The 18,410-nt window shown below is 72.5% G+C and carries 14 protein-coding genes; 7 read left to right on the forward strand and 7 right to left on the reverse strand.

Features of this window, described 5'->3' with window-relative positions:
* Nucleotides 1–4 precede the first annotated feature (4 nt).
* From ACWDBB_RS11440 to ACWDBB_RS11450, 3 genes are read right to left on the reverse strand one after another with little or no spacing between them, the layout of a single operon-like run.
* Entirely contained in the window at nt 5–1,144 is a 1,140-nt protein-coding gene (locus ACWDBB_RS11440) for a DegT/DnrJ/EryC1/StrS family aminotransferase (RefSeq protein WP_449789356.1), read from the reverse strand.
* Complete coding sequence (locus tag ACWDBB_RS11445; RefSeq protein WP_449789357.1) at nt 1,141–2,196, reverse strand: NAD-dependent epimerase/dehydratase family protein; 1,056 nt, start codon at nt 2,194–2,196, stop codon at nt 1,141–1,143. The genes ACWDBB_RS11440 and ACWDBB_RS11445 overlap by 4 nt, the downstream gene beginning before the upstream one ends.
* 17 nt (nt 2,197–2,213) lie before the next feature.
* Nucleotides 2,214–3,266 (reverse strand): NAD-dependent epimerase/dehydratase family protein, encoded by a 1,053-nt coding sequence (locus ACWDBB_RS11450; RefSeq protein ID WP_449789358.1) that lies wholly within the window; start codon nt 3,264–3,266, stop codon nt 2,214–2,216.
* A 125-nt stretch (nt 3,267–3,391) separates the two neighbouring features.
* Between ACWDBB_RS11450 and ACWDBB_RS11455 the strand changes: the two genes are divergently transcribed.
* Entirely contained in the window at nt 3,392–4,747 is a 1,356-nt protein-coding gene (locus ACWDBB_RS11455) for a tetratricopeptide repeat protein (protein WP_449789359.1), read from the forward strand.
* A gap of 238 nt (nt 4,748–4,985) precedes the next feature.
* Here ACWDBB_RS11455 and ACWDBB_RS11460 read toward each other — a convergent pair whose 3' ends face one another.
* On the reverse strand, nt 4,986–6,317 hold the full coding sequence (locus ACWDBB_RS11460; RefSeq protein ID WP_449789360.1) for an MFS transporter: 1,332 nt from the start codon (nt 6,315–6,317) through the stop codon (nt 4,986–4,988).
* A gap of 362 nt (nt 6,318–6,679) precedes the next feature.
* Here ACWDBB_RS11460 and ACWDBB_RS11465 point away from each other — a divergent pair, with 362 nt between their 5' ends.
* On the forward strand, nt 6,680–8,302 hold the full coding sequence (locus ACWDBB_RS11465; protein WP_449789361.1) for a hypothetical protein: 1,623 nt from the start codon (nt 6,680–6,682) through the stop codon (nt 8,300–8,302).
* A gap of 55 nt (nt 8,303–8,357) precedes the next feature.
* On the opposite strand, the gene ACWDBB_RS11470 is transcribed toward ACWDBB_RS11465, so the two are convergent.
* Entirely contained in the window at nt 8,358–8,831 is a 474-nt protein-coding gene (locus ACWDBB_RS11470; RefSeq protein ID WP_449789362.1) for a VOC family protein, read from the reverse strand.
* A 136-nt stretch (nt 8,832–8,967) separates the two neighbouring features.
* Between ACWDBB_RS11470 and ACWDBB_RS11475 the strand changes: the two genes are divergently transcribed.
* Together ACWDBB_RS11475 and ACWDBB_RS11480 are read left to right on the forward strand one after the other, a co-directional pair.
* Nucleotides 8,968–10,314 (forward strand): hypothetical protein, encoded by a 1,347-nt coding sequence (locus tag ACWDBB_RS11475; RefSeq protein ID WP_449789363.1) that lies wholly within the window; start codon nt 8,968–8,970, stop codon nt 10,312–10,314.
* Nucleotides 10,315–10,532: 218 nt separating this feature from the next.
* On the forward strand, nt 10,533–12,023 hold the full coding sequence (locus tag ACWDBB_RS11480; RefSeq protein ID WP_449789364.1) for an alkaline phosphatase PhoX: 1,491 nt from the start codon (nt 10,533–10,535) through the stop codon (nt 12,021–12,023).
* Between the two features lie 96 nt (nt 12,024–12,119).
* Here ACWDBB_RS11480 and ACWDBB_RS11485 read toward each other — a convergent pair whose 3' ends face one another.
* Complete coding sequence (locus ACWDBB_RS11485; RefSeq protein WP_449789365.1) at nt 12,120–13,721, reverse strand: PucR family transcriptional regulator; 1,602 nt, start codon at nt 13,719–13,721, stop codon at nt 12,120–12,122.
* 460 nt (nt 13,722–14,181) lie between these two features.
* On the opposite strand from ACWDBB_RS11485, the gene pruA reads away from it, so the two are divergent.
* Entirely contained in the window at nt 14,182–15,810 is a 1,629-nt protein-coding gene (gene pruA / locus ACWDBB_RS11490) for an L-glutamate gamma-semialdehyde dehydrogenase (protein ID WP_449789366.1), read from the forward strand.
* A gap of 165 nt (nt 15,811–15,975) precedes the next feature.
* Nucleotides 15,976–16,905: a proline dehydrogenase family protein gene (locus ACWDBB_RS11495; protein ID WP_402405613.1), complete on the forward strand. Its 930-nt coding sequence runs from the start codon at nt 15,976–15,978 to the stop codon at nt 16,903–16,905.
* A gap of 66 nt (nt 16,906–16,971) precedes the next feature.
* Here the strand turns inward: ACWDBB_RS11495 and ACWDBB_RS11500 are convergent, their stop codons facing one another.
* Nucleotides 16,972–17,565: a Uma2 family endonuclease gene (locus tag ACWDBB_RS11500; protein WP_449789367.1), complete on the reverse strand. Its 594-nt coding sequence runs from the start codon at nt 17,563–17,565 to the stop codon at nt 16,972–16,974.
* 149 nt (nt 17,566–17,714) lie between these two features.
* On the opposite strand from ACWDBB_RS11500, the gene ACWDBB_RS11505 reads away from it, so the two are divergent.
* Nucleotides 17,715–18,407 carry an RraA family protein gene (locus ACWDBB_RS11505; RefSeq protein ID WP_449789368.1) on the forward strand — a complete coding sequence of 231 codons (693 nt, stop codon included), beginning with the start codon at nt 17,715–17,717 and terminating at the stop codon, nt 18,405–18,407.
* Nucleotides 18,408–18,410: the final 3 nt, after the last annotated feature.

Here is an 18,410-nt window from a genome sequence, read left to right on the forward strand (position 1 = left end):
CTGATCAGGCCCAGATGGCATGGAGGGCGTCGATGACGCGCTGCACGTCCGTGCTGGTCATGGCCGGGTAGCAGGGCAGGGAGAGCTGTCGGGTGGTGATCTGCTCGGTGACGGGCAGGTGGCAGTCCAGGTAGCGGTACGCGGCGAGGCGGTGCACCGGCTTGAAGTGCACGCTGGTGCCCACCCCGTAGCCGTCCAGGAGCATGCCGGCCACCGTGTCCCGGGTCCGGCCGCCAACCGGGTCGATCAGCACGGGGTAGAGGAACCAGCCGTGCCGGACCCCGTCCAGGACGGTCGGCAGCCGCAGCCCCGGAAGACCGGTCAGGGACCGGTCGTAGGAGGCGGCGATCTGGGCCCGGCGCGCGGTGAAGTCGGGCAGCTTGTGGAACTGTTGGAGTCCGACCGCGGCCGTGATGTCCGGCATCGTGTACTTCAGCCCCGCAACAGTGACCTCGTAGTCGGCAGTGCGGCGCTCGCCGTGCCGCTGCCACACGGAGGAGTCGATCCCGTGCCGGCCAAGCAGACGGGCGGCCTGGACGAGGTCGGCGCGGCCGACGATCATCCCGCCTTCGCCGCAGGTGATGACCTTGTTGGCGTAGAAGGAGAAGACCGCCAGGTCGCCGACGCTGCCCGCCCGCAGACCGTCGCGCCAGGCGTGCAGGGCGTGGGCGGCATCCTCGATCAGGACCAGGCCGTGGTCATCGGCCAGCTTGCGGAAGGCCGCCAGGTCGCAGGGCTGGCCGCCGTAGTGCATGACCACGACGGCCTTCGTCCTGGAGGTGATCGCCTGCTCGGCCGCCTCGGGATCGATGGTGAAGGTCACCGGATCGACCTCGGCGAACACCGGGGTGCCGCCGCACTGGACGATGGCGTTCGGGGCCGCGCAGAAGGTCAGGCTCGGGGTGATCACCTCGTCGCCCGGCTTAATCCCGGCCGTCAGCAGGGCCAGGTGCAGCGCGGCGGTGCACGAGGAGACCGCGAACGCGTCCTCGACGCCGAGCTCGGACTTCACCGCTTCCTCGAACCGGCTGGCTTTCGGGCCGTGGGTGAGCCAACCCGAGCGCAGGGTGTGCATAACCTCGGCTTCTTCCTCCTGTCCGAGCAAGGGCCGATTCCACGGCAGGAACGGGGTGACGGTGGTCACGGCTGCCTCCATACGGTGGTGTACTCGGCCAGGTAGCGCTGGCACGCAGGGGTGCGCAGAACCCGCACCTTGCCGGTGGTGAAGGCGTCCACCAGGCCCCGGTGGTTGTCGTACTGCGGCTCGCCTGGGTCGGTGACCTGGCGGGTCGCGAGGAGATCGGCTATCTCCTGCACACCCTCCTTGAGGGTGGTCGAGCATGCCCCGGGGATGCGGCGCTGGAGGTGGGCGAAGCTCACCCGGTAGTCGCGGGCGTCGGCTTCGTCGCGCTCCGGCCCGCGCTGGATCTTCGAGCCGGGCACGATGGCGGCCACGGTCTCGGCGATGTCGGCGATGGTGTGATTCTCCTGATCGCTGCCGACGTTCCACGCCCCGGTCAGGTTGTCGTTCAGGACGGCGGCGAGCACCTGGGCGACGTCGCCGACGTGGACGAGCGGGCGGCGCTGGGCGCCGCCGTTGAGCGGGATGCGCCCGGTGGCGACAGCGCGCGAGGCCATGGAGTTGACCACGGAGTCCAGACGCTGGCGGGGCGAGGAGCCGTGGACGGTCGCCAGCCGCAGGCTCGTCAAGGCGGTGATGCCCGCGAGCACGTCGGGCAGGCGCCGTTCGGCGAGGACCTTGGTCCGGGCGTAGATGCCCAGCGGGTTCGGCTCGGTGTCCTCGTCCACCGTGCCCTCGTGCCGGCCGTAGACGCTGCACGAGGAGAAGAACACGTACTGGCTGGCGCCCGCACCGGCGGCGGCCTCGGCGGCGATCATCGGGGCGGCGAAGTTCAGCTCGACGGCCAGCTCCTCGTCCAGCCGGCAGGCCGGCTCACCCACGATGCCGCCGAGGTGCACGACGGCGTCCGCGCCGTCGCAGACCCCAGCCAGCAGGTCGGTGTCACGCAGGTCCCCGTTGACGAACGTGGCGGCGCCGGGCAGGAGCCGACCGGGGTCGTCCCTGCGGTTGTAGATCAGGCCGTCCACGACGGTGACGTGGTGGCCGAGCGAGACGAGGTGGTGGGAGGCGGCGGAGCCGATGTATCCGGCTCCGCCGAGCAGCACGACGCGCATGGGATGGTTCCCTTCGTTCAGGCGGCCGAGGCGGCGGCGGTCGGGGCGGTGAACCAGTCCGGGACGGCGCCCGGCGTGGTGTTGAGCCAGCGCACGTAGCGGTCGACGCCCTCGGTGAGGGTGATAAGGGGACGCCAGCCGAGCAGGCCGGTGGACCGGCGGGTATCGGCGTAGCCTCCGCGCGGGTCGCCCTCGGGCATCGGTGTCTCGACGAACGCGGCGTCGGGGTAGTAGGCGGCGATCAGCTCGGCGATCCGCCGCACCGAGGTGGGGATGCCGGTGCCGATGTTGATGGTCGCTCCGGCGGCCTGGTCGGTGACGAGGGCGAGGATGGTGGCGTGCGCGACGTCCTCGACGTGGACCATGTCGCGGACCTGGTGGCCGCCGCCGTTGAGCCGCATCGGCCGGCCGGTGTGGGCGGACAGGGTCAGCCAGGGCACCATCCAGGAGTGCGAGCCGGGCTTGGGGACCTGCGGGCCGCCGTAGACCGAGAAGTACCGGACGATCGAGTACTCGCTGCCGCTGCCGCCGAGCATCAGCCGCACCTGGTGCTCACCCCACACCTTGGTGTTGGCGTACACCGAGATCGGGGTCAGCGGCTGGTCCTCGCTGAACCGCACCGCGCCGTCCTCGGTGGGGGTGCCGTCGCCGTAGACGGAGGCGGAGGAGACGAACACCAGCCGCTTCACCGGCGAGGCCGCCACCGCGTCCAGGACGGTCTGGGTGCCGTGTACGTTGGCGGCGAACGCGGTGTCGGGCCGGCGGGTGCAGGCGGCGACATCGGCGTACGCGGCGGCGTGGATCACGTAGTCCGCGCGGCCGGTGAGCCACTTCACGGTGGCCCGCTCGCGCACGTCGCCGAGGACGACCTGGGCGCCGTGCTGGTCCACCTGGAACAGGTCCCGCACCGGGTGCGGGTAGGCGTCGAACCGGTCCAGGACGATCGGCGTGGCTCCGCAGGCGGCGAGCTGGGCGACGATGCGGCTGCCGACCAGGCCACCGCCTCCGGTGACCAGCACGCTGGCCCCCATCAGTTCGCGAAGGCGCGGGTCGCGATACACGTCGGCCATGAGGCATCAACCTTCTCTGAGGTGCGGGTTTGTACAGTCAGTGAACAGCCGGACACGATCGGGCGGTACGGTGATGGCCTGGTCGGCCTGTTCAATCTGTTCAAGATCAGCCGTGGGGGTGTGAATTGACTGGACGTAAGCAGCCGAATCAACAACTGGCGGCCGTCATCTCGGAAGCCGGGTGTACGTACGAAGCCTTGGCCAAGGCGGTCCGCGGCGTTGCGGCGGAGGCCGGCGAGACCCTGCACACCTCGCGGTCGGCCGTGCTTTCCTGGGTCCGGGGCGGTATCCCGACCGGCAGAACCTCGACCTACCTCGCCGAGGCCCTGGCCAGAGTGGCGAAGCGCCAGGTGACGACCGCCGAGATCGGTCTAGGCTGCCCGGCCATCGGGGAGGCCATGCCTCCTGACCCTCTGGCAACCGCTGCCGACCTCGGGAGACTTGTCATGTTCCACCGCCGCGACCTCCTCGCCCTCGCCTTCTCCACCGCCACCGTCGGGCTCGCGATCACCTACGACCACCAGGCCGTCGCCGCCACCCTGCGCACCGCGAAGGGTGGGCGTAGGGCCGGAGCCGAAGAGGTTTCCACCGTCCGACAGCTCACCGAGATGTTCAGGACCGCCGACGAGAAGCTGGGCGGCGGCTACGGGCTGTCCACCGTGTCGTCCTACCTGGTGGATGCCGTCGTGCCGATGCTCCAGGCCACGTTCCCGTCGGAGGAGGTCCGGCGGAGTGCGTACGGGGCGGCTTCCGAGCTGGCGACCCTGGTCGGATGGAAGTGCCACGACCTCGGCCGCGAGGGCGCCGCCCAGCGGTTCTACCTCCTCGCCTACCAGCTCGCCTGCGAGTCCGACCCCGCAGGCCACGGGGCCTGGATGATGCGAGCCCTCACCCACCAGTCCCTCGACCTGAACCAGACCACACACTGCGTCGAACTGGCCGAGGCCGCGCTGTCACGGGCCCAGGGGAAGGTCGATCGCAAGACGGAGGCGCTCCTGCTGGTGACCGCCGCCCGGGCGTACGGAGCGAGCGGCCAGACCAAGGAAGCCGCCGGAGCGCTCCTGGCCGCCGAGGGCGCCATGCTCACCGGCGATGACGGCGTCCCCTCCTACGCCGCAGCCTCCGGCCCGGTCGCGGCCACCGTGGCATCGCACACCGGCAAGACCCTGACCGAGATGAAGGACCACCGAGCAGCCGAACGGCACTACCGTGCGGCGCTGGAAGACCGCGTCCCGGGGACCTACCAGCGGGTTCGCGGCCTGACCATCGCGAACCTCGCCAAGTCTGTCGCCGCCCAACACCGCCACGAGGAAGCCGTGATCCTCTGGAACCAGTGCCTGGACCTCATGGACGGCGTGGCATCCGACCGAAACCAGAAGGAGCTGAAAACGGTGCGTTCAACGATGGCCGTCTACAGCAGGCGCGGAATCCCCGGCGCCCCCGAACTCGCTCAGCGAGCTGCCGAACTCGCGTCTCTGTAACACCGGATCGCGCCGCGCGCTCGGGGACCCGAAACGAGGGCGGGGGCGGGCGCCCGCCGGCAGGCGGGTGGGGGGGGTGGATGGTGGGGAACGGCGGTGAACTTGCTCAACGGAGCAGATGATGCGCGGGTGTCACCCGGCGGCGGGCGAAGCGGGCGGGGGCAGATGGTGAGGCGCGGAAACGCTGCTGCCCGGGACTTCCGAAGGAGTCCCGGGCAGCGGTGTTGTGCGTTGGGGGTCAGGCCGCCGTGGGCTTGCGGGCCACGGCGAGGGCCAGGGCGGTGCAGGCGAGGGCGGCGATGGCGGCGAAGCCGCTGACGGCGGGGAGGAGGCCGTAGGCCTGGACCAGGGCGCCGACGGCGATGATGGGGGCGGAGCTGCCGAGGTAGACGATGATCCAGAGGGAGCTCAGTTCGGAGCCGCGGCGTTCCGGGTTCATCGCGGTGACGGCGGTGGTGAACAGGGAGCGGAAGGCCACGCCCTGGCAGATGCCGCCGAGGACGCTGCCGATGAAGAGCAGCGCGGGGGTCCCGGTGTACTGGGCGGCGACGACCAGGCCCAGGCCGGCGGCCAGGCCGGTCATGCCGAGGGCGGTGACCACGCGGTCGGTGGTGGGCGGGACGATCAGCTGGGTGGCGGCCGAGGAAGCGAGCAGGAGGGCGGCGACCACGGCGCCGACCAGCTTGGAGTCGGTGTGCAGCAGCTTGGCGGCGAAGGCCGGGGCCAGGCTGAGGTAGACGCCGAACACCGCGTAGGAGATGAATCCGGCCGTGGCGGCGAGCAGGAACTCGCGGCGGCCGGTGCGCGGCAGCCGCAGGCGCTGCGGGCGCAGGTGGGCCGGGGTGGTGATGCGGGGCGGCGACGCCGGCGGGCGGTTGCGGCCGGGCATCCGGGGGTGCACCAGGGCGAGCGGCACGCAGAGTGCGAGCAGGGCGATGGCGTGCAGCAGGAAGGGCGTCAGCAGCGGGTCGGAGCCGCCGGCCAGCAGGGCGCCGACCACCGGGCCGAGGGCGACGCCGCCTGCGGAACAGGCCAGCGTGATCTTGGGGGCCAGGGCCGGGTGGTCGGGCAGCAGGTCGCCGAGGGCGGCTCCGGCGGCGCCGGTGGACAGGCCGACGGCGATGCCCTGGACCGCGCGGCCGGCGGCGAGCTGCCAGAAGCTGCCGGAGGTGGCGAACACGACGTCGCCCGCGGCGGCCAGCGCGACCGCGGGCAGGATCAGGGCGCGTCGGCCGAGGTGGTCGGACCAGTGGCCGACCACGGCCAGCACCGGGACCAGTGCGAAGACGTAGATCGCGAAGAGGATGGTGGTGTCGAGCGCGGTGAGGTGCAGCCGCTGCTGGAGCAGTGAGTAGATCGGGGTCGCGAGGTTGGCGCCGATCAGCATCAGCAGCAGGGCGGCGGCCACCAGGCCGACGCGGACGCCGCGCAGCGCGTTCCAGCGGCTGATCGCGGCGAGCCGGAGCTGGGCGCGGGGCGCGAGCTCCAGGGGAAGCAGGGCCTCCGACAGTCGGCGTCCGTCGAGCTGCGCGGTGCGCAGGCCGGAGCCGGCGGGGGAGAGGTCCGCCATGGCAGGGGTCTCCTGTGGCCGGGCACCACCGGGGTCGGCGGGGTGTGCCGGTGTGCCCGTCCGGAGGCGCTGTGGTGGTGGCCGCGGGTGAGGGCTCCCTGGTGGGGCGGGGTGAGCTGAAGAGGGCCCCTCCGGCCCGGGGTCGGGTGGAGGGCGGTGGGCTTCGTTGCCCCGGTGGCACGCGCGGGGTGTGCGCGGTACCAGACCGAAGGATAAAGGGTAGGCGTACGCCCACGGCGCGCGCCCCTGGATGCGCCCCTTGGGGCCGGGCATCGGGGGTGCCCGGCCTATACGCTGAGGTGGTAGATCGGGTACGCGGAGCTGGTTCGAGCTGACCGCTGGCTGAGGGAGAGCACAGGACGATGGCCGGACGACGTCGGAAGAACGCGGGAGCTTCGGCGGGGGAGGGCAGCACCGAGGCCGTGCTGCCGGCCGACCTGGAGCTGCAGGACCTCTACGGGGCGTTCGCCGCGCACGGGCTGGACGACGAGGACCTGGACGACGCGGCCGTCCTGGTCCCGCCGGTGAAGCTGCCCGCCGAGCGCGAACTGGCCGAGCAGGCGAAGGCCGTACCGATGTTCGGGTACGCGCTGGCGCTGGCCCGCTGGGCCGCCCCGCACCGGGCGGTGGACGAGTTCGGGGACCTGGTCGAGGAGGACCGCGCGCCCGCGGCCCGGCTGCTGGGCCTGGCCCCTGCCGAGGGCGAGGTGCCCGAGGAGGCCGAGGTCGAGGCGCTGCGGGCCTGGTCGCTGGCCTGCGACCTGGACCTGGTGGAGCTCGGCACGACCGCGGAGGGCGAGCACGTCGCCGTCCCCGGCCCGGACCTGGAGCCCGCCGAGCAGGGCGACCCGGAGACCGTCCTGGAGCTGTGGCTGACCGCCGCCGGGATCGTCCGGGAGCTGGCCGTCGAGGCGGACTCCGTCCCGGAGGAGGCCGAGGGCGAGCCGGCCGAGCCCGCCGGGGAGGTCGAGGAGGACGAGGACGGGCTCTCCGAGGTCGAGGAGGCCCGCGACGAGGCCGCCGAACTGCTGGACGAGGCCCTGCAGGTGCTCTACGAGACCACCGCCTTCGCCGAGCCGGGCAACGAGACCGTGCCGCTGGGCGTGCTGGCCGCGCTGCTGGTGGTCCCGGAGGGCGAGGAGCCGAGCGAGGAGCTGCTCGGCGACATCACCGACGTGATGGTCGCATTGGACCCGATGCTGGGCGACCTCGCCGAGCTCGGCCTGCTGGAGTACCGCCCGATCGACCCCGAGCTGTTCGACGAGGAGGACGGCGAGGAGCCCGCCGTGGTCGGCGAGGAGCCGCTGGACGAGGAGGAGTCGGCCCGGTTCGGGCTGGTCCGGCTCACCCCGCTCGGCCAGTACGGCATCCGGCAGTGGCTGCTGGAGGACGGCTACGACGCGCCGCTGGTCGGCGACCTCGCCAAGGGGGACGCGGCCGAGCTGCTTCGCGGGGTGTGCGAGTCGGCCAACGTGCTCCCCGAGGAGGAGCTGCGGGTGTGGACCGCCGACCGCGAGCCGGTGGCGGCGGCGCGCGAACTGCTCGCGGCGGCGCGCGGCACCGACGGCTACGGCCCGCTGCGCCGGATGCTCTGCGTCTCGGCGCTCAACCTGCTCGGGCCGGACGCGGCGCCGGCCGTCCGGGAGGTCATGGACGACCCGGAGCTGGGCGGTGCGGCACGGGCCTGGCTGACCGCGCAGGGGGCGACGGACGTGCCGGTGCCGGACCGGGCGATGGCGCTGTGGACGGTGGTCGACACCTTCGCCGCCCAGCTGCTGGACAACGGCGGGGACGCCGAGCTGCTGCGCGAACTGATCACCGACCTGCCGGTGAACGGCGATCCGGCCGGGTGGTTCGGCGAGCTGTGGCGGGTCGACCACCCGTACACGGCGGACGTCCTGGAGGCCATCGGGGAGCTGCACCCGGACCGGGCGCTGGCCAAGGAGGCGCGCAAGGCGGCCTTCAAGGCGCGCTCCAGGAACTGAGGCCTCACGGTGTGCTCCGGGAGCCGGGCCCCACGGTGTGCTCCGAGGGCCCCGCTCAGGGAAGGTCCAGTGAGCCGTCCTCGGTGAAGGGGAAGAACGGGTTGTGGGCCAGCTCCCAGAGATGGCCGTCCGGGTCCTCGAAGTAGCCGGAGTAGCCGCCCCAGTCGGTCGGGACCGGTGGCTTGACCACCACGGCGCCGGCCTCCACCGCCGTCCGCAGCGCGGCGTCCACCAGCGCGGGGGACTCCAGGTTCACCGCGAGGGTGACGCCGCGGAAGGAGGGCTCGCCGGTGGCGGGCACGCCCGCGTCGGCGGCCAGCTCCTCGGTGGGGAAGAGGCCGAGCGCGGAGTCGGCGGTGCGGAACCACACGATCTCCGGGCTGGAGGCGGCGGAGCGCTTCCAGCCGAGCGCCTCGTAGAAGCGGGCGCTGCGGTCGAGGTCGGTCACCCCGAGGGTGACGATGCTGATCCGGGCGGGGAAGGTGTCCGGTCCGGTCCGGTCCTGTGCTGCGTCGTTCTGTGCTGTCATGCCGCCCAGGTTAGGGAGGGCGGCTGACAACCGGCCTCCTGACACGGCCACCACCCGGGTCCGGAGGCGGAGCTGATGACCCGGCAGCTGCGGCCACGTAAGGTGGCGTCAGCGGTGCGGGCGCGAGGACTCGGGGGTGCGACACAGGATGGTGCGGGAGAGCGGCGGCGGGTACCAGAAGCGGAACACCGGCTCCCCGGGGGCCGCCCCGGCTCCGGACCGGCCGGTCCGGGAGGACCGTTTCGCCGGTGGGCCCGCGGGCCGGGCACCGGACCGGCCGGCCGGGCGGTCCGCGGATCAGCCCGGGGATCAGCCCGCCGACCGGTTCGCCGTTCAGGAGGAGTTCTCCCGCAGGACCCTGGCGGCGGCCGACTTCCCGGTGTACGGCGTGGCCGGCGGGACGCCGGTGGACAGGACACCGGTGGACAGGACACCGGCGGACGGGACGCCGGCGGACGGGACGCCGGTGGACGGGACGTCGACCGGTGAGGCGCTGGCCGCCTTCGAGACCTCCGGCGGCGAGCTGTGCTGGGTCGAGGTCCAGTGCGGTGACTGGCGTTCGGCGGCCGGCCCGTACGTGACCGTGCGCACCTACCGGCCCGGCGCCGACCGGGGTGAGCAGCTGCCCGAGCTGGAGGACCTGGTCGAGGACGAACGGGACCGCGTCTACGAGCAGTTGGGTGTCGACGAGGGCGACGGGCCGGGCCGGGTGCGGGCGTTGCGCGCGTGGATCACGGTGGACGGCGAGCCCTGCGCGGTGGAGGTGCACGAGGACCGGCCGGTGCCGGAGCCCGGCGCCCCGGGGGCGGCCGGGCCGGAGCCGGTGTGGGCGGGGCGGCTGCGGGTCGGCGGGCTGACCGTCACGGTGTGCGGGCGCGGGGTGGCCCCCGGAGCGTTGGAGCTCCGTTCGATCGGCGACTTCGAGCGCTGCCTGCGCGGCCGCACCGAGCTGCTGCGCGACCTGGCCGCCCGGCGGGCCCGCCACGTTCCGGTCGAGGAGCGCGAACTGCCGCCAGCGGTCGGGATGGAGGCGCACCGGGCGCTGATCGAGCAGAGCGTCGCCGAGTCCGCCGCGATCGAGGCACAGGTGCGGGTCGGGCGCACGCCGAGGCTGCCGCGCGGGCTGCGCGGGGAGGTCGGCGCGGTGCGCTGGGAGGCGGCGGTGCGCCAGCAGATGCGGTTGGCCACCGAGACCCGGGAGGAGGCCGTGGCGGCGGTGACCTCGATGGTGAACCACCTCAACCGGCTGTCCCAGCAGACGCATTGGCTCGTCGGCACGGCGGAGGGCGAGGCGGCCGTCGAGGAGGTCATCCGGTACACGGTGTTCGCGAGCGAGGTGGCGAGCCTGCCGGCGCAGCGGGCGTGGGCGCAGCTGTGGCGGGAGCGGCCGGGCGGCGGCGGGGCGGGGGTCTGGGAGGAGCAGCGGCTGGCCGAGCAGCTGTGGCTGTCGGCCTGGGAGCAGTGGCGGGCGGCGCGGCGCTGACGGGGTGCCGGGCGGGTGCGGCCGGGTGGGTCCGCGGCGTTACGGGCCTGGCTGTCTGACGGGGACATGTGTAAAGCCGAGGTCATGTGACGGTCATCGGTCGGCAAATGGTCGCCTGGGTGTGAGGTGGGAGTCATGTCGGGTTCACCCGTCCGGCGGAGCCTGCTGGGCGTCGGCATCCCGCACCGACGCCCCCGCTCATCTCAGGAGTTGCTGCCATGTCGCTGTCCCGCCGGGACTTCGTCAACCGTTCCACCCTCGTCGGGGCCGGCGTGCTGATCGCCGGCAGCGCCGAGGCGCTGGCCAGCGCCCCGGGCGCGATCGCCGCCCCGGTCGGCGGCGAGGCGCCGGTCGCCGCGGCCGCCGGGAGCAACTCGGCCTCCGGCACCGCCGTCGGCTACGGCCCGCTGGTCCAGGACCCGGCCGGCCTGCTCTCCCTGCCGAAGGGCTTCTCGTACAAGGTCCTCAACCGGGCCGGCGTCACCAAGCTGCGCACCGGCGAGTTCACCCCGAGCAACCACGACGGCACCTCCGCCTTCGAGGACGAGCACGGCGGCAACCTGATGGTCGTCAACCACGAGCTGGCCGGTGCCCGCGCCAACTGGCCGCACCCGGTGCCGCTGATCGAGGGCCACGTCTACGACCCGGGCGCGGCCGGCGGCTGCACCGTCGTGCACGCCAAGCGGGACGGCTCGGTCGAGCAGTGGGTCGGCATCGCCGGCACCGCCACCAACTGCGCCGGTGGCGTGACCCCGTGGGGCACCTGGCTGTCCGGCGAGGAGACCGAGGACAAGGCCGGCAAGAACGGCTTCACCAAGGACCACGGGTACGTCTTCGAGGTCGACCCGTTCGACGACGACTACAACCGTGACCCGCAGCCGGTGAAGGCCTTCGGCCGCTACGCGCACGAGGCCGTCGTGGTGGACCCGAAGAAGGGCCACGTCTACCTGACCGAGGACGCCTCGAACCCGAACGGCCTGCTGTTCCGCTGGACCCCGCCGGCCGGCTTCAAGCACGGCCGCTACAAGCTGCGCAAGCTCGCCGACGACGCCGGCGTGCTGGAGGCCTTCAAGGTCTTCGACGCGCAGGGCAAGTTCATCGACGACCTCTCCCGCGCCACCAAGGTCGGCACCACCTACGGCGTGGACTGGGTCAAGGTCCAGGACCGCGACGCCAAGACCGTCTCGGTGCGCAAGCAGTTCAAGGACGGCGAGGTCACCCGCGCCCGCAAGCTGGAGGGCATGTGGTGGGGTGACGGCGGCTTCTACTTCGTCTCCAGCTACGCCCGTTCGGAGAGCCCGCTCCAGCACGACGGCCAGGTCTGGTTCTACAACCCGAACCGCCGCACCATCACCCTGAAGGTGCTGCTGGGCGTCAACAGCGATGTCTGGGGCGACCACGACAACTTCGACGGCCCGGACAACATCACCGTCTCGCCGTACGGCGGCATCGTGATCGCCGAGGACGGCGAGGGCGTCTCGCACCTGTTCGGCGCCACCGAGGACGGCCTGGTCTTCCCGATCGCCCGCAACGAGCTGAACATCGGCACCGCCGAGAAGCCCGAGTTCAGCGAGTTCACCGGGGTGACCTTCTCGGACGACGGCAAGACCCTGTTCGCCAACATCCAGACCCCGGGCATCCAGCTGGCCATCAGCGGCCCGTGGCGCCGGCTGAACGAGCACAAGCGGGGCCAGGGCTACGGCGAGTGATGAGCGGCCAGGCGTGACCGACGGAACCGGCTGACCGACGGAACCGGCGGAACCGGCTGACCGACGGAACCGGCGGACCGGCGGACTGCCCGCGGACTACTCGTCCGCGGGCAGTCGCAGTTGCAGCATCGCCAGCAGGCGCTGCTGCGGCTGGGCGAGGTCGATGCCGGTCAACTGTTCGGCGCGGCGCACCCGGTAGCGCAGGGTGTTGGGGTGGATGTGCAGGGCGTCCGCGGCCACCCGCACCTCGCCGAGCGCGTCCAGCCAGGCCAGTACGGACTCGGCGAGCCGGGTGCCGTGCCGGCGGTCGTACTCGGTGAGCGCGGTCAGTCGTGGGTCGCGCAGGCCGGTGCGCTCCTGGAGCAGCGCGAGCATCTCGCTGACCAGCACCTCCGCCTGGACGTCGATCAGCGCCGCGACGTCGAGGTCCACTCCGCCGCGGCCCATCGCGTCGAGGATGCGGTCCGCCTGGGCCCGGGAGTCGGGGACCTGGGCCAGGCCGTCGACGGTCGAGCCGATCGCGGCGCGCAGCGGGACCCCCAGGTGTTCACGGGCGGCGGTCACCACCTCGGAGGCCCAGTCGCGCACGGTGGTCATCGGCAGCCCTGGGGGCAGCTCGGGCAGCAGTACGTACACCCGGGAGTCGATCGGGGCGAGCAGCGCGGTGCGGTGCCGGGCGGCGGTGTGCACCGAGATCAGGCCGGTGACGTCGGAGCGGTGCAGCGCGTCGGTGGTGTGCGCGCTGTAGGCCAGCACGGTGGCCGGGCGGCGCAGGTCCAGCCCGAGGTGGGTGGCGAGCGACTGGGGGCCGGTGGAGCCCTCCAGCAGACCGGTCAGCAGGGTCTGGGTGAGCCGGACGTCGGCGGACAGCTCCCGGCGGCGGCGCACCAGCTGGGCGGCCGCGACCCGGGCGGCGCCGACCAGGGCCTGCTCGGCCAGCGGGGCCAGCGACCGGGAGCCCTCCTGGACCCAGATGGTGCCGAGCGGCTGCGCCCCGGCCCGGATGCCGACCGCGAGGCGGCGGCGCAGGCCCAGCTCGGGGTGCGGCTCGACCGCGATCGGGGCGTCCGAGCTGCGCAGGTGCTGGAAGATGCCCCACTCGCGGAGCTTGGACAGGTACGGCTCGGGGCCCTGCCAGCCGAGGATGGACAGTCGGCGCAGGTCGTCGACCTCGTCGGAGTCTGAGGAGCGGGAGTAGGCGAGCACCCGGCTCGAGGTGTCCTCGATCGAGACGATGCCGTTGGTGAGCACGGCGACGGTCTGGGCGAGGGAGAAGAGGTCGCCCGCGTTGGGCTCGGGGGCGCCGGTGGCGTCCGGGGCGTCCGGGCCGGCGATGATCGCCCGGGCCAGCGAGTCGAGGTGTTCCCAGCGCGTCTCCCGGCGCACCGAGAGCAGGGCGACGCCCGCGTCGGTGGCGGCCTCGCGCAGCGCGTCGGCCTGGCCGGGGCCGTCCAGCTTGACCGCGACGGCGGCGGCCCCGGACCGGCCGGCCGCGCGCAGGGCGGGCAGGGCGGCGCGGCCGCGGGCGCCGATCGCGAGCACGAGTTCGCCGGGGGCGGCGGTCGGGGGGTCCTCCGGGTCGAGGATGGCGACGTCGCGCACCGGGACGTCCAGCCCCTGCGGGGCGGCCTGCAGTTCGACCAGCGGTTCGCCGAGGGACATCAGGAGTTGACGGAGCGGCAGGCCGGGGGTGGTCACGTCGGCCCTCCTTCATCCGCTCGGACAACGTTTTGTGGTCGATTTTAGCCGGACGGACAGAGTTCGGGTTCGTCGGAGCAGCTGCGGAAGGCCGGATTCGTCGCCGAGCAGGAGACCGTTCAGGCGGCCGGTGGTGCAGGCGGTCGTGGCCGGGGCCGAGGTGGTGAACGCCCGGACGGTCGGCGCCGGAGCGTGAGCCGGTCGAGCGAGCCGGGGGCGTGAGCCCCGGGGCGTGGGGTGGGCCGGGGGTGGTGCGAGGGGGTGTGAACAGTGGGGCGGCCGGGAGCGGTTCGTGACCGCGGCGTGACCCGATTCGTCGGTCCGGACAACGCCGTACGGGGGAATTTAGCCGCCCGGCCAATCATGTGGCCCGGTGGCCAGGAATAGCGTTCCTGCTGTGGTCGGTGTGCAACCCGCGCCGGTCGATCCCCCGCACTGAACGAAGGAGAGCGTGCGCTCTATGGACGCTGTGACCCAGGTCCCCGCGCCGGTGAACGAGCCGGTCCACAGCTACGCCCCCGGGAGCCCGGAACGGGCCCGGCTGGAGGCCAAGCTGAAGGAGCTGGGCGGCCAGGAGCCGGTCCAGCTGACCATGACGATCAACGGTGAGCGCCGGATGGGCGGCGGCACCGAGATCCACGTCGTCCAGCCGCACAACCACGCGGCTCGGCTCGGCACCCTGCGCAACGCCACCCAGGCCGACGCGCAGGACGCCATCGACGCTGCCCTGGCCGCCGCTCCGGCCTGGCAGGCGCTCTCCTTCGACTCCCGCGCCGCGATCTTCCTCAAGGCCGCCGACCTGCTGGCCGGCCCCTGGCGCGAGACCCTGGCCGCCGCCACCATGCTCGGCCAGTCCAAGACCGCCCAGCAGGCCGAGATCGACACCCCCTGCGAGCTGGTCGACTTCCTGCGCTTCAACGTGCACTTCGCCCGCCAGATCATGGCCGAGCAGCCGATCTCCTCGGACGGCGTGTGGAACCGCAGCGACCACCGCCCGCTGGAGGGCTTCGTCTACGCGATCACCCCGTTCAACTTCACCGCGATCGCCGGCAACCTGCCGACCGCGCCCGCGCTGATGGGCAACGTGGTGCTGTGGAAGCCGTCCCCGACCCAGCAGTTCTCCGCGCACCTGCTGATGCAGCTGCTGGAGGAGGCCGGCCTGCCCAAGGGCGTCATCAACATGGTGACCGGCGACGGCCTGGCCGTCTCCGAGGTCGCGCTCAAGCACCCGGCGCTCGCCGGCATCCACTTCACCGGCTCCACCGCCACCTTCCAGCACCTGTGGCGCGAGGTCGGCAACAACATCGCCGGCTACCGCACCTACCCGCGGATCGTCGGCGAGACCGGCGGCAAGGACTTCCTGGTCGCCCACCCGTCCGCCGACCCGAAGGTCCTGAAGACCGCGATGACCCGCGGCGCCTTCGAGTTCCAGGGCCAGAAGTGCTCGGCGCTGTCGCGGGCCTACGTCCCGGCGTCGATCTGGGCCGGCCTCAAGGACGAGTTCGCCGCCGAGGTCGACGGCCTCACCATGGGCGACGTCACCGACCTGTCCAACTTCATGTCGGCCGTCATCGACGAGCGCTCCTTCGCCAAGAACAAGGCCGCCATCGACCGCGCCCAGGCCGACCCGCAGGTCGAGGTCCTCGCCGGCGGCACCTACGACGACTCGGTGGGCTACTTCGTCCGCCCGACCGTCCTGGTCTGCCAGGACCCGTCGAGCGAGTACTTCAAGGACGAGTACTTCGGCCCGATCCTCGCCGTGTACGTCTACGAGGACGAGAAGTACGAGGAGATGCTGGCCCAGATGGAGTCGGTGTCGGCGTACGGCCTGACCGGCTCGATCATCTCCCAGGACCGCGCCGCGGCCCAGGACGCGATGCACAAGCTGCGCTTCGCGGCCGGCAACTTCTACATCAACGACAAGCCGACCGGCGCCGTCGTCGGCCAGCAGCCCTTCGGCGGCGGCCGGGCCTCCGGCACCAACGACAAGGCGGGCGCCAAGCAGAACCTGGCGCGCTGGACCTCCACCCGCTCGGTCAAGGAGACCTTCGTCCCGCCGACGGACTACCGCTACCCGCACATGGGCTGACCGGCCCCGCACCACCGATCGCACGGCTCGCCCAGTAGCCGCCGGTCACCCGCGACGCCCGGTCCCGCAGCCGGGCGTCGCCCGCCGGGGCGGCGGGGTCCCACCCCCGTACCCGCCGTCCCGGCCCTTCTGCCACCCTTGGAAACACCAGCACCAGGAGTCACGATGCTCCGTTCCGCCCTTCTCGCGGCCTCCCGGTCCCCGCAGGTCCGCACCGTGGTCGAGAAGTTCCCCCCGACCCACGCGATAGTCGAGCGCTTCGTCGCCGGCGACGTCCTCGACGACGCGGTCACCGCCACCGACGACCTGATCGCCACCGGCCGCAAGGTCACCCTGGACCACCTCGGCGAGGACACCCAGGACGCCGCCCAGGCCGCCGACACCGCCGTCGCCTACGAGCACCTGCTCAAGGCCCTCAAGGAGACCGGCCTCGCGGCCGGCGCCGAGGTGTCGGTCAAGCTGTCGGCCGTCGGCCAGTTCCTCCCGGTGGACGGCGAGAAGATCGCGCTGGAGAACGCCCGCCGCATCTGCGAGGCCGCCGCCGACGCGGGCACCACGGTGACCCTCGACATGGAGGACCACACCACCACCGACTCCACCCTCGCCATCGCGCGCGAGCTGCGGGCGGACTTCCCCTGGCTGGGCGTCGTGCTCCAGGCCTACCTGCGCCGCACCGAGGCCGACTGCCGTGACTTCTCCGGCGCCGGCTCCCGCGTGCGCCTGTGCAAGGGCGCCTACAAGGAGCCCGAGTCGGTCGCCTTCCAGGGCAAGCACGAGGTCGACCTCGCGTACGTCCGCGCCCTGAAGGTCCTGATGGCGGGCGAGGGCTACCCGATGATCGCCTCGCACGACCCCAACATGATCAAGATCGCCGGCCAGCTGGCCCAGTGGAACGGCCGCAAGCGGGACTCCTTCGAGTACCAGATGCTGTTCGGCATCCGCCCCGAGGAGCAGCTGCGCCTCGCCGGCGAGGGCAACACGATGCGCGTCTACCTCCCGTACGGCCAGGAGTGGTACGGCTACTTCATGCGCCGCCTCGCCGAGCGCCCCGCCAACCTGACCTTCTTCCTGCGCGCCATGGCCACCCGCGGCTGACCTCCGGCGCCCCGGGCCACGGCCCGCACCCCTGACGGGGGGTGCGGGCCGTCCGCGTCCTCGGCCCTAGAGGAAGTCCTTGGTGTCCAACTCGAACTCGAACGGGGCCGGGACGGCGAGCGGTTCGCCGAAGGCGGCGAGATGCACCTCCGTGTACTCCTCGCGGTGGGGCCTGCAGAAAAGGCTCACCTGAGACTCTTCGCGGTCGATCAGCAGGTAGAGCGGGATGCCGGCGCGGGCGTAGCAGTGTCGCTTGGTGATGCGGTCATGGTCGGGCTTGCTCGATGTGACCTCTGCGACCATGGCCACGCCGTCGGGTTCCATCCACGGTGGTGCACCGCGGAAGAGTCGGAGTTCTCGCGGCGCGAACGTCGCATCCGGGATGACGTGGTTCTTCGGACAGAGACCGCCGCTGACAAGCCGCAGACCCTTGCCTCCGGACACTTGCATGTGGACCTGGGACTTGGCCTTCACCTGATCGATGAGAAGGTCGATGCAGTCCTCGTGATCGCCGTCCGGCGGTGGTGCCACGATGATCTCTCCCTCGATGAGCTCGGCTCGGAAGCCTTCGGGGGAGTGCAGGCTCAGGAAGCTCTCCAGCAGGATGTCGGCCTGCGATGGGGAGCCCGTGATCGGTTGCTCATGCGCCACAGCACTCATGATGCCCCTCCTTCAAATGGCCGTCACGCTGTTCGTGGCCCGGCCGGCCTGTGCCGTATACGGCGGAGTTTCACTCGATGGTGTGAGTTTGAGGTCTCGCCTAGGATTCCCCTGCTGGTGAACTGGCTTTTCGACCGGAGGAGTTGGGGATGCTGAAGGCTTTCGCGGAGCTGTCCACGCCGTTGGTGGCGGACGCCTGTGTGCGGCTCGGGGTGGGGCTGCGGGTGGCGCCGGCGGGGGTGGCGGCGGTGGCGGCCGGGGCCCGGGTGGCGGGGCGGGCGCTGCCGGTGCGGCACTACGGGAGCGTGGACGTGTTCCTGGAGGCGTACGGGTCGGCCCGGGACGGGGACGTGCTGGTGGTCGACAACGGCGGGCGCACCGACGAGGCCTGCATCGGGGACCTCGCGGTGCTGGAGGCGCGGGCCTGCGGGGTGGCCGGGATCGTGGTGTGGGGGCTGCACCGGGACACCGCCGAGCTGCGGGAGATCGGGCTGCCCGTGTTCAGTTACGGGGCGCTGCCGCTGGGCCCGGTGCGGCTGGACGCCCGGGAGCCGCAGGCGCTGCTGACGGCGAAGTTCGGGCCGCACCCGGTGAGCGCCGAGGACGTGGTGTTCGCCGACCCGGACGGGGTGCTGTTCGTGCCCGCCGACCGGGTCGCGCAGGTGCTGGAGACGGCCGGCGCGATCGCCCGGACGGAGCGCGAGCAGGCCGCGCGGATCGTCTCCGGGGACACGCTGCGCCGGCAGACCGGCTTCGAGGAGTACCTGGAGCGGCGCGCCGCCGACCCGGCGTACAGCTTCCGGCAGCACCTGCGGCGGGTCGGCGGGGCGATCGAGGAGTGACGG

It is taken from the genome of Kitasatospora sp. NPDC001095, assembly GCF_053598615.1.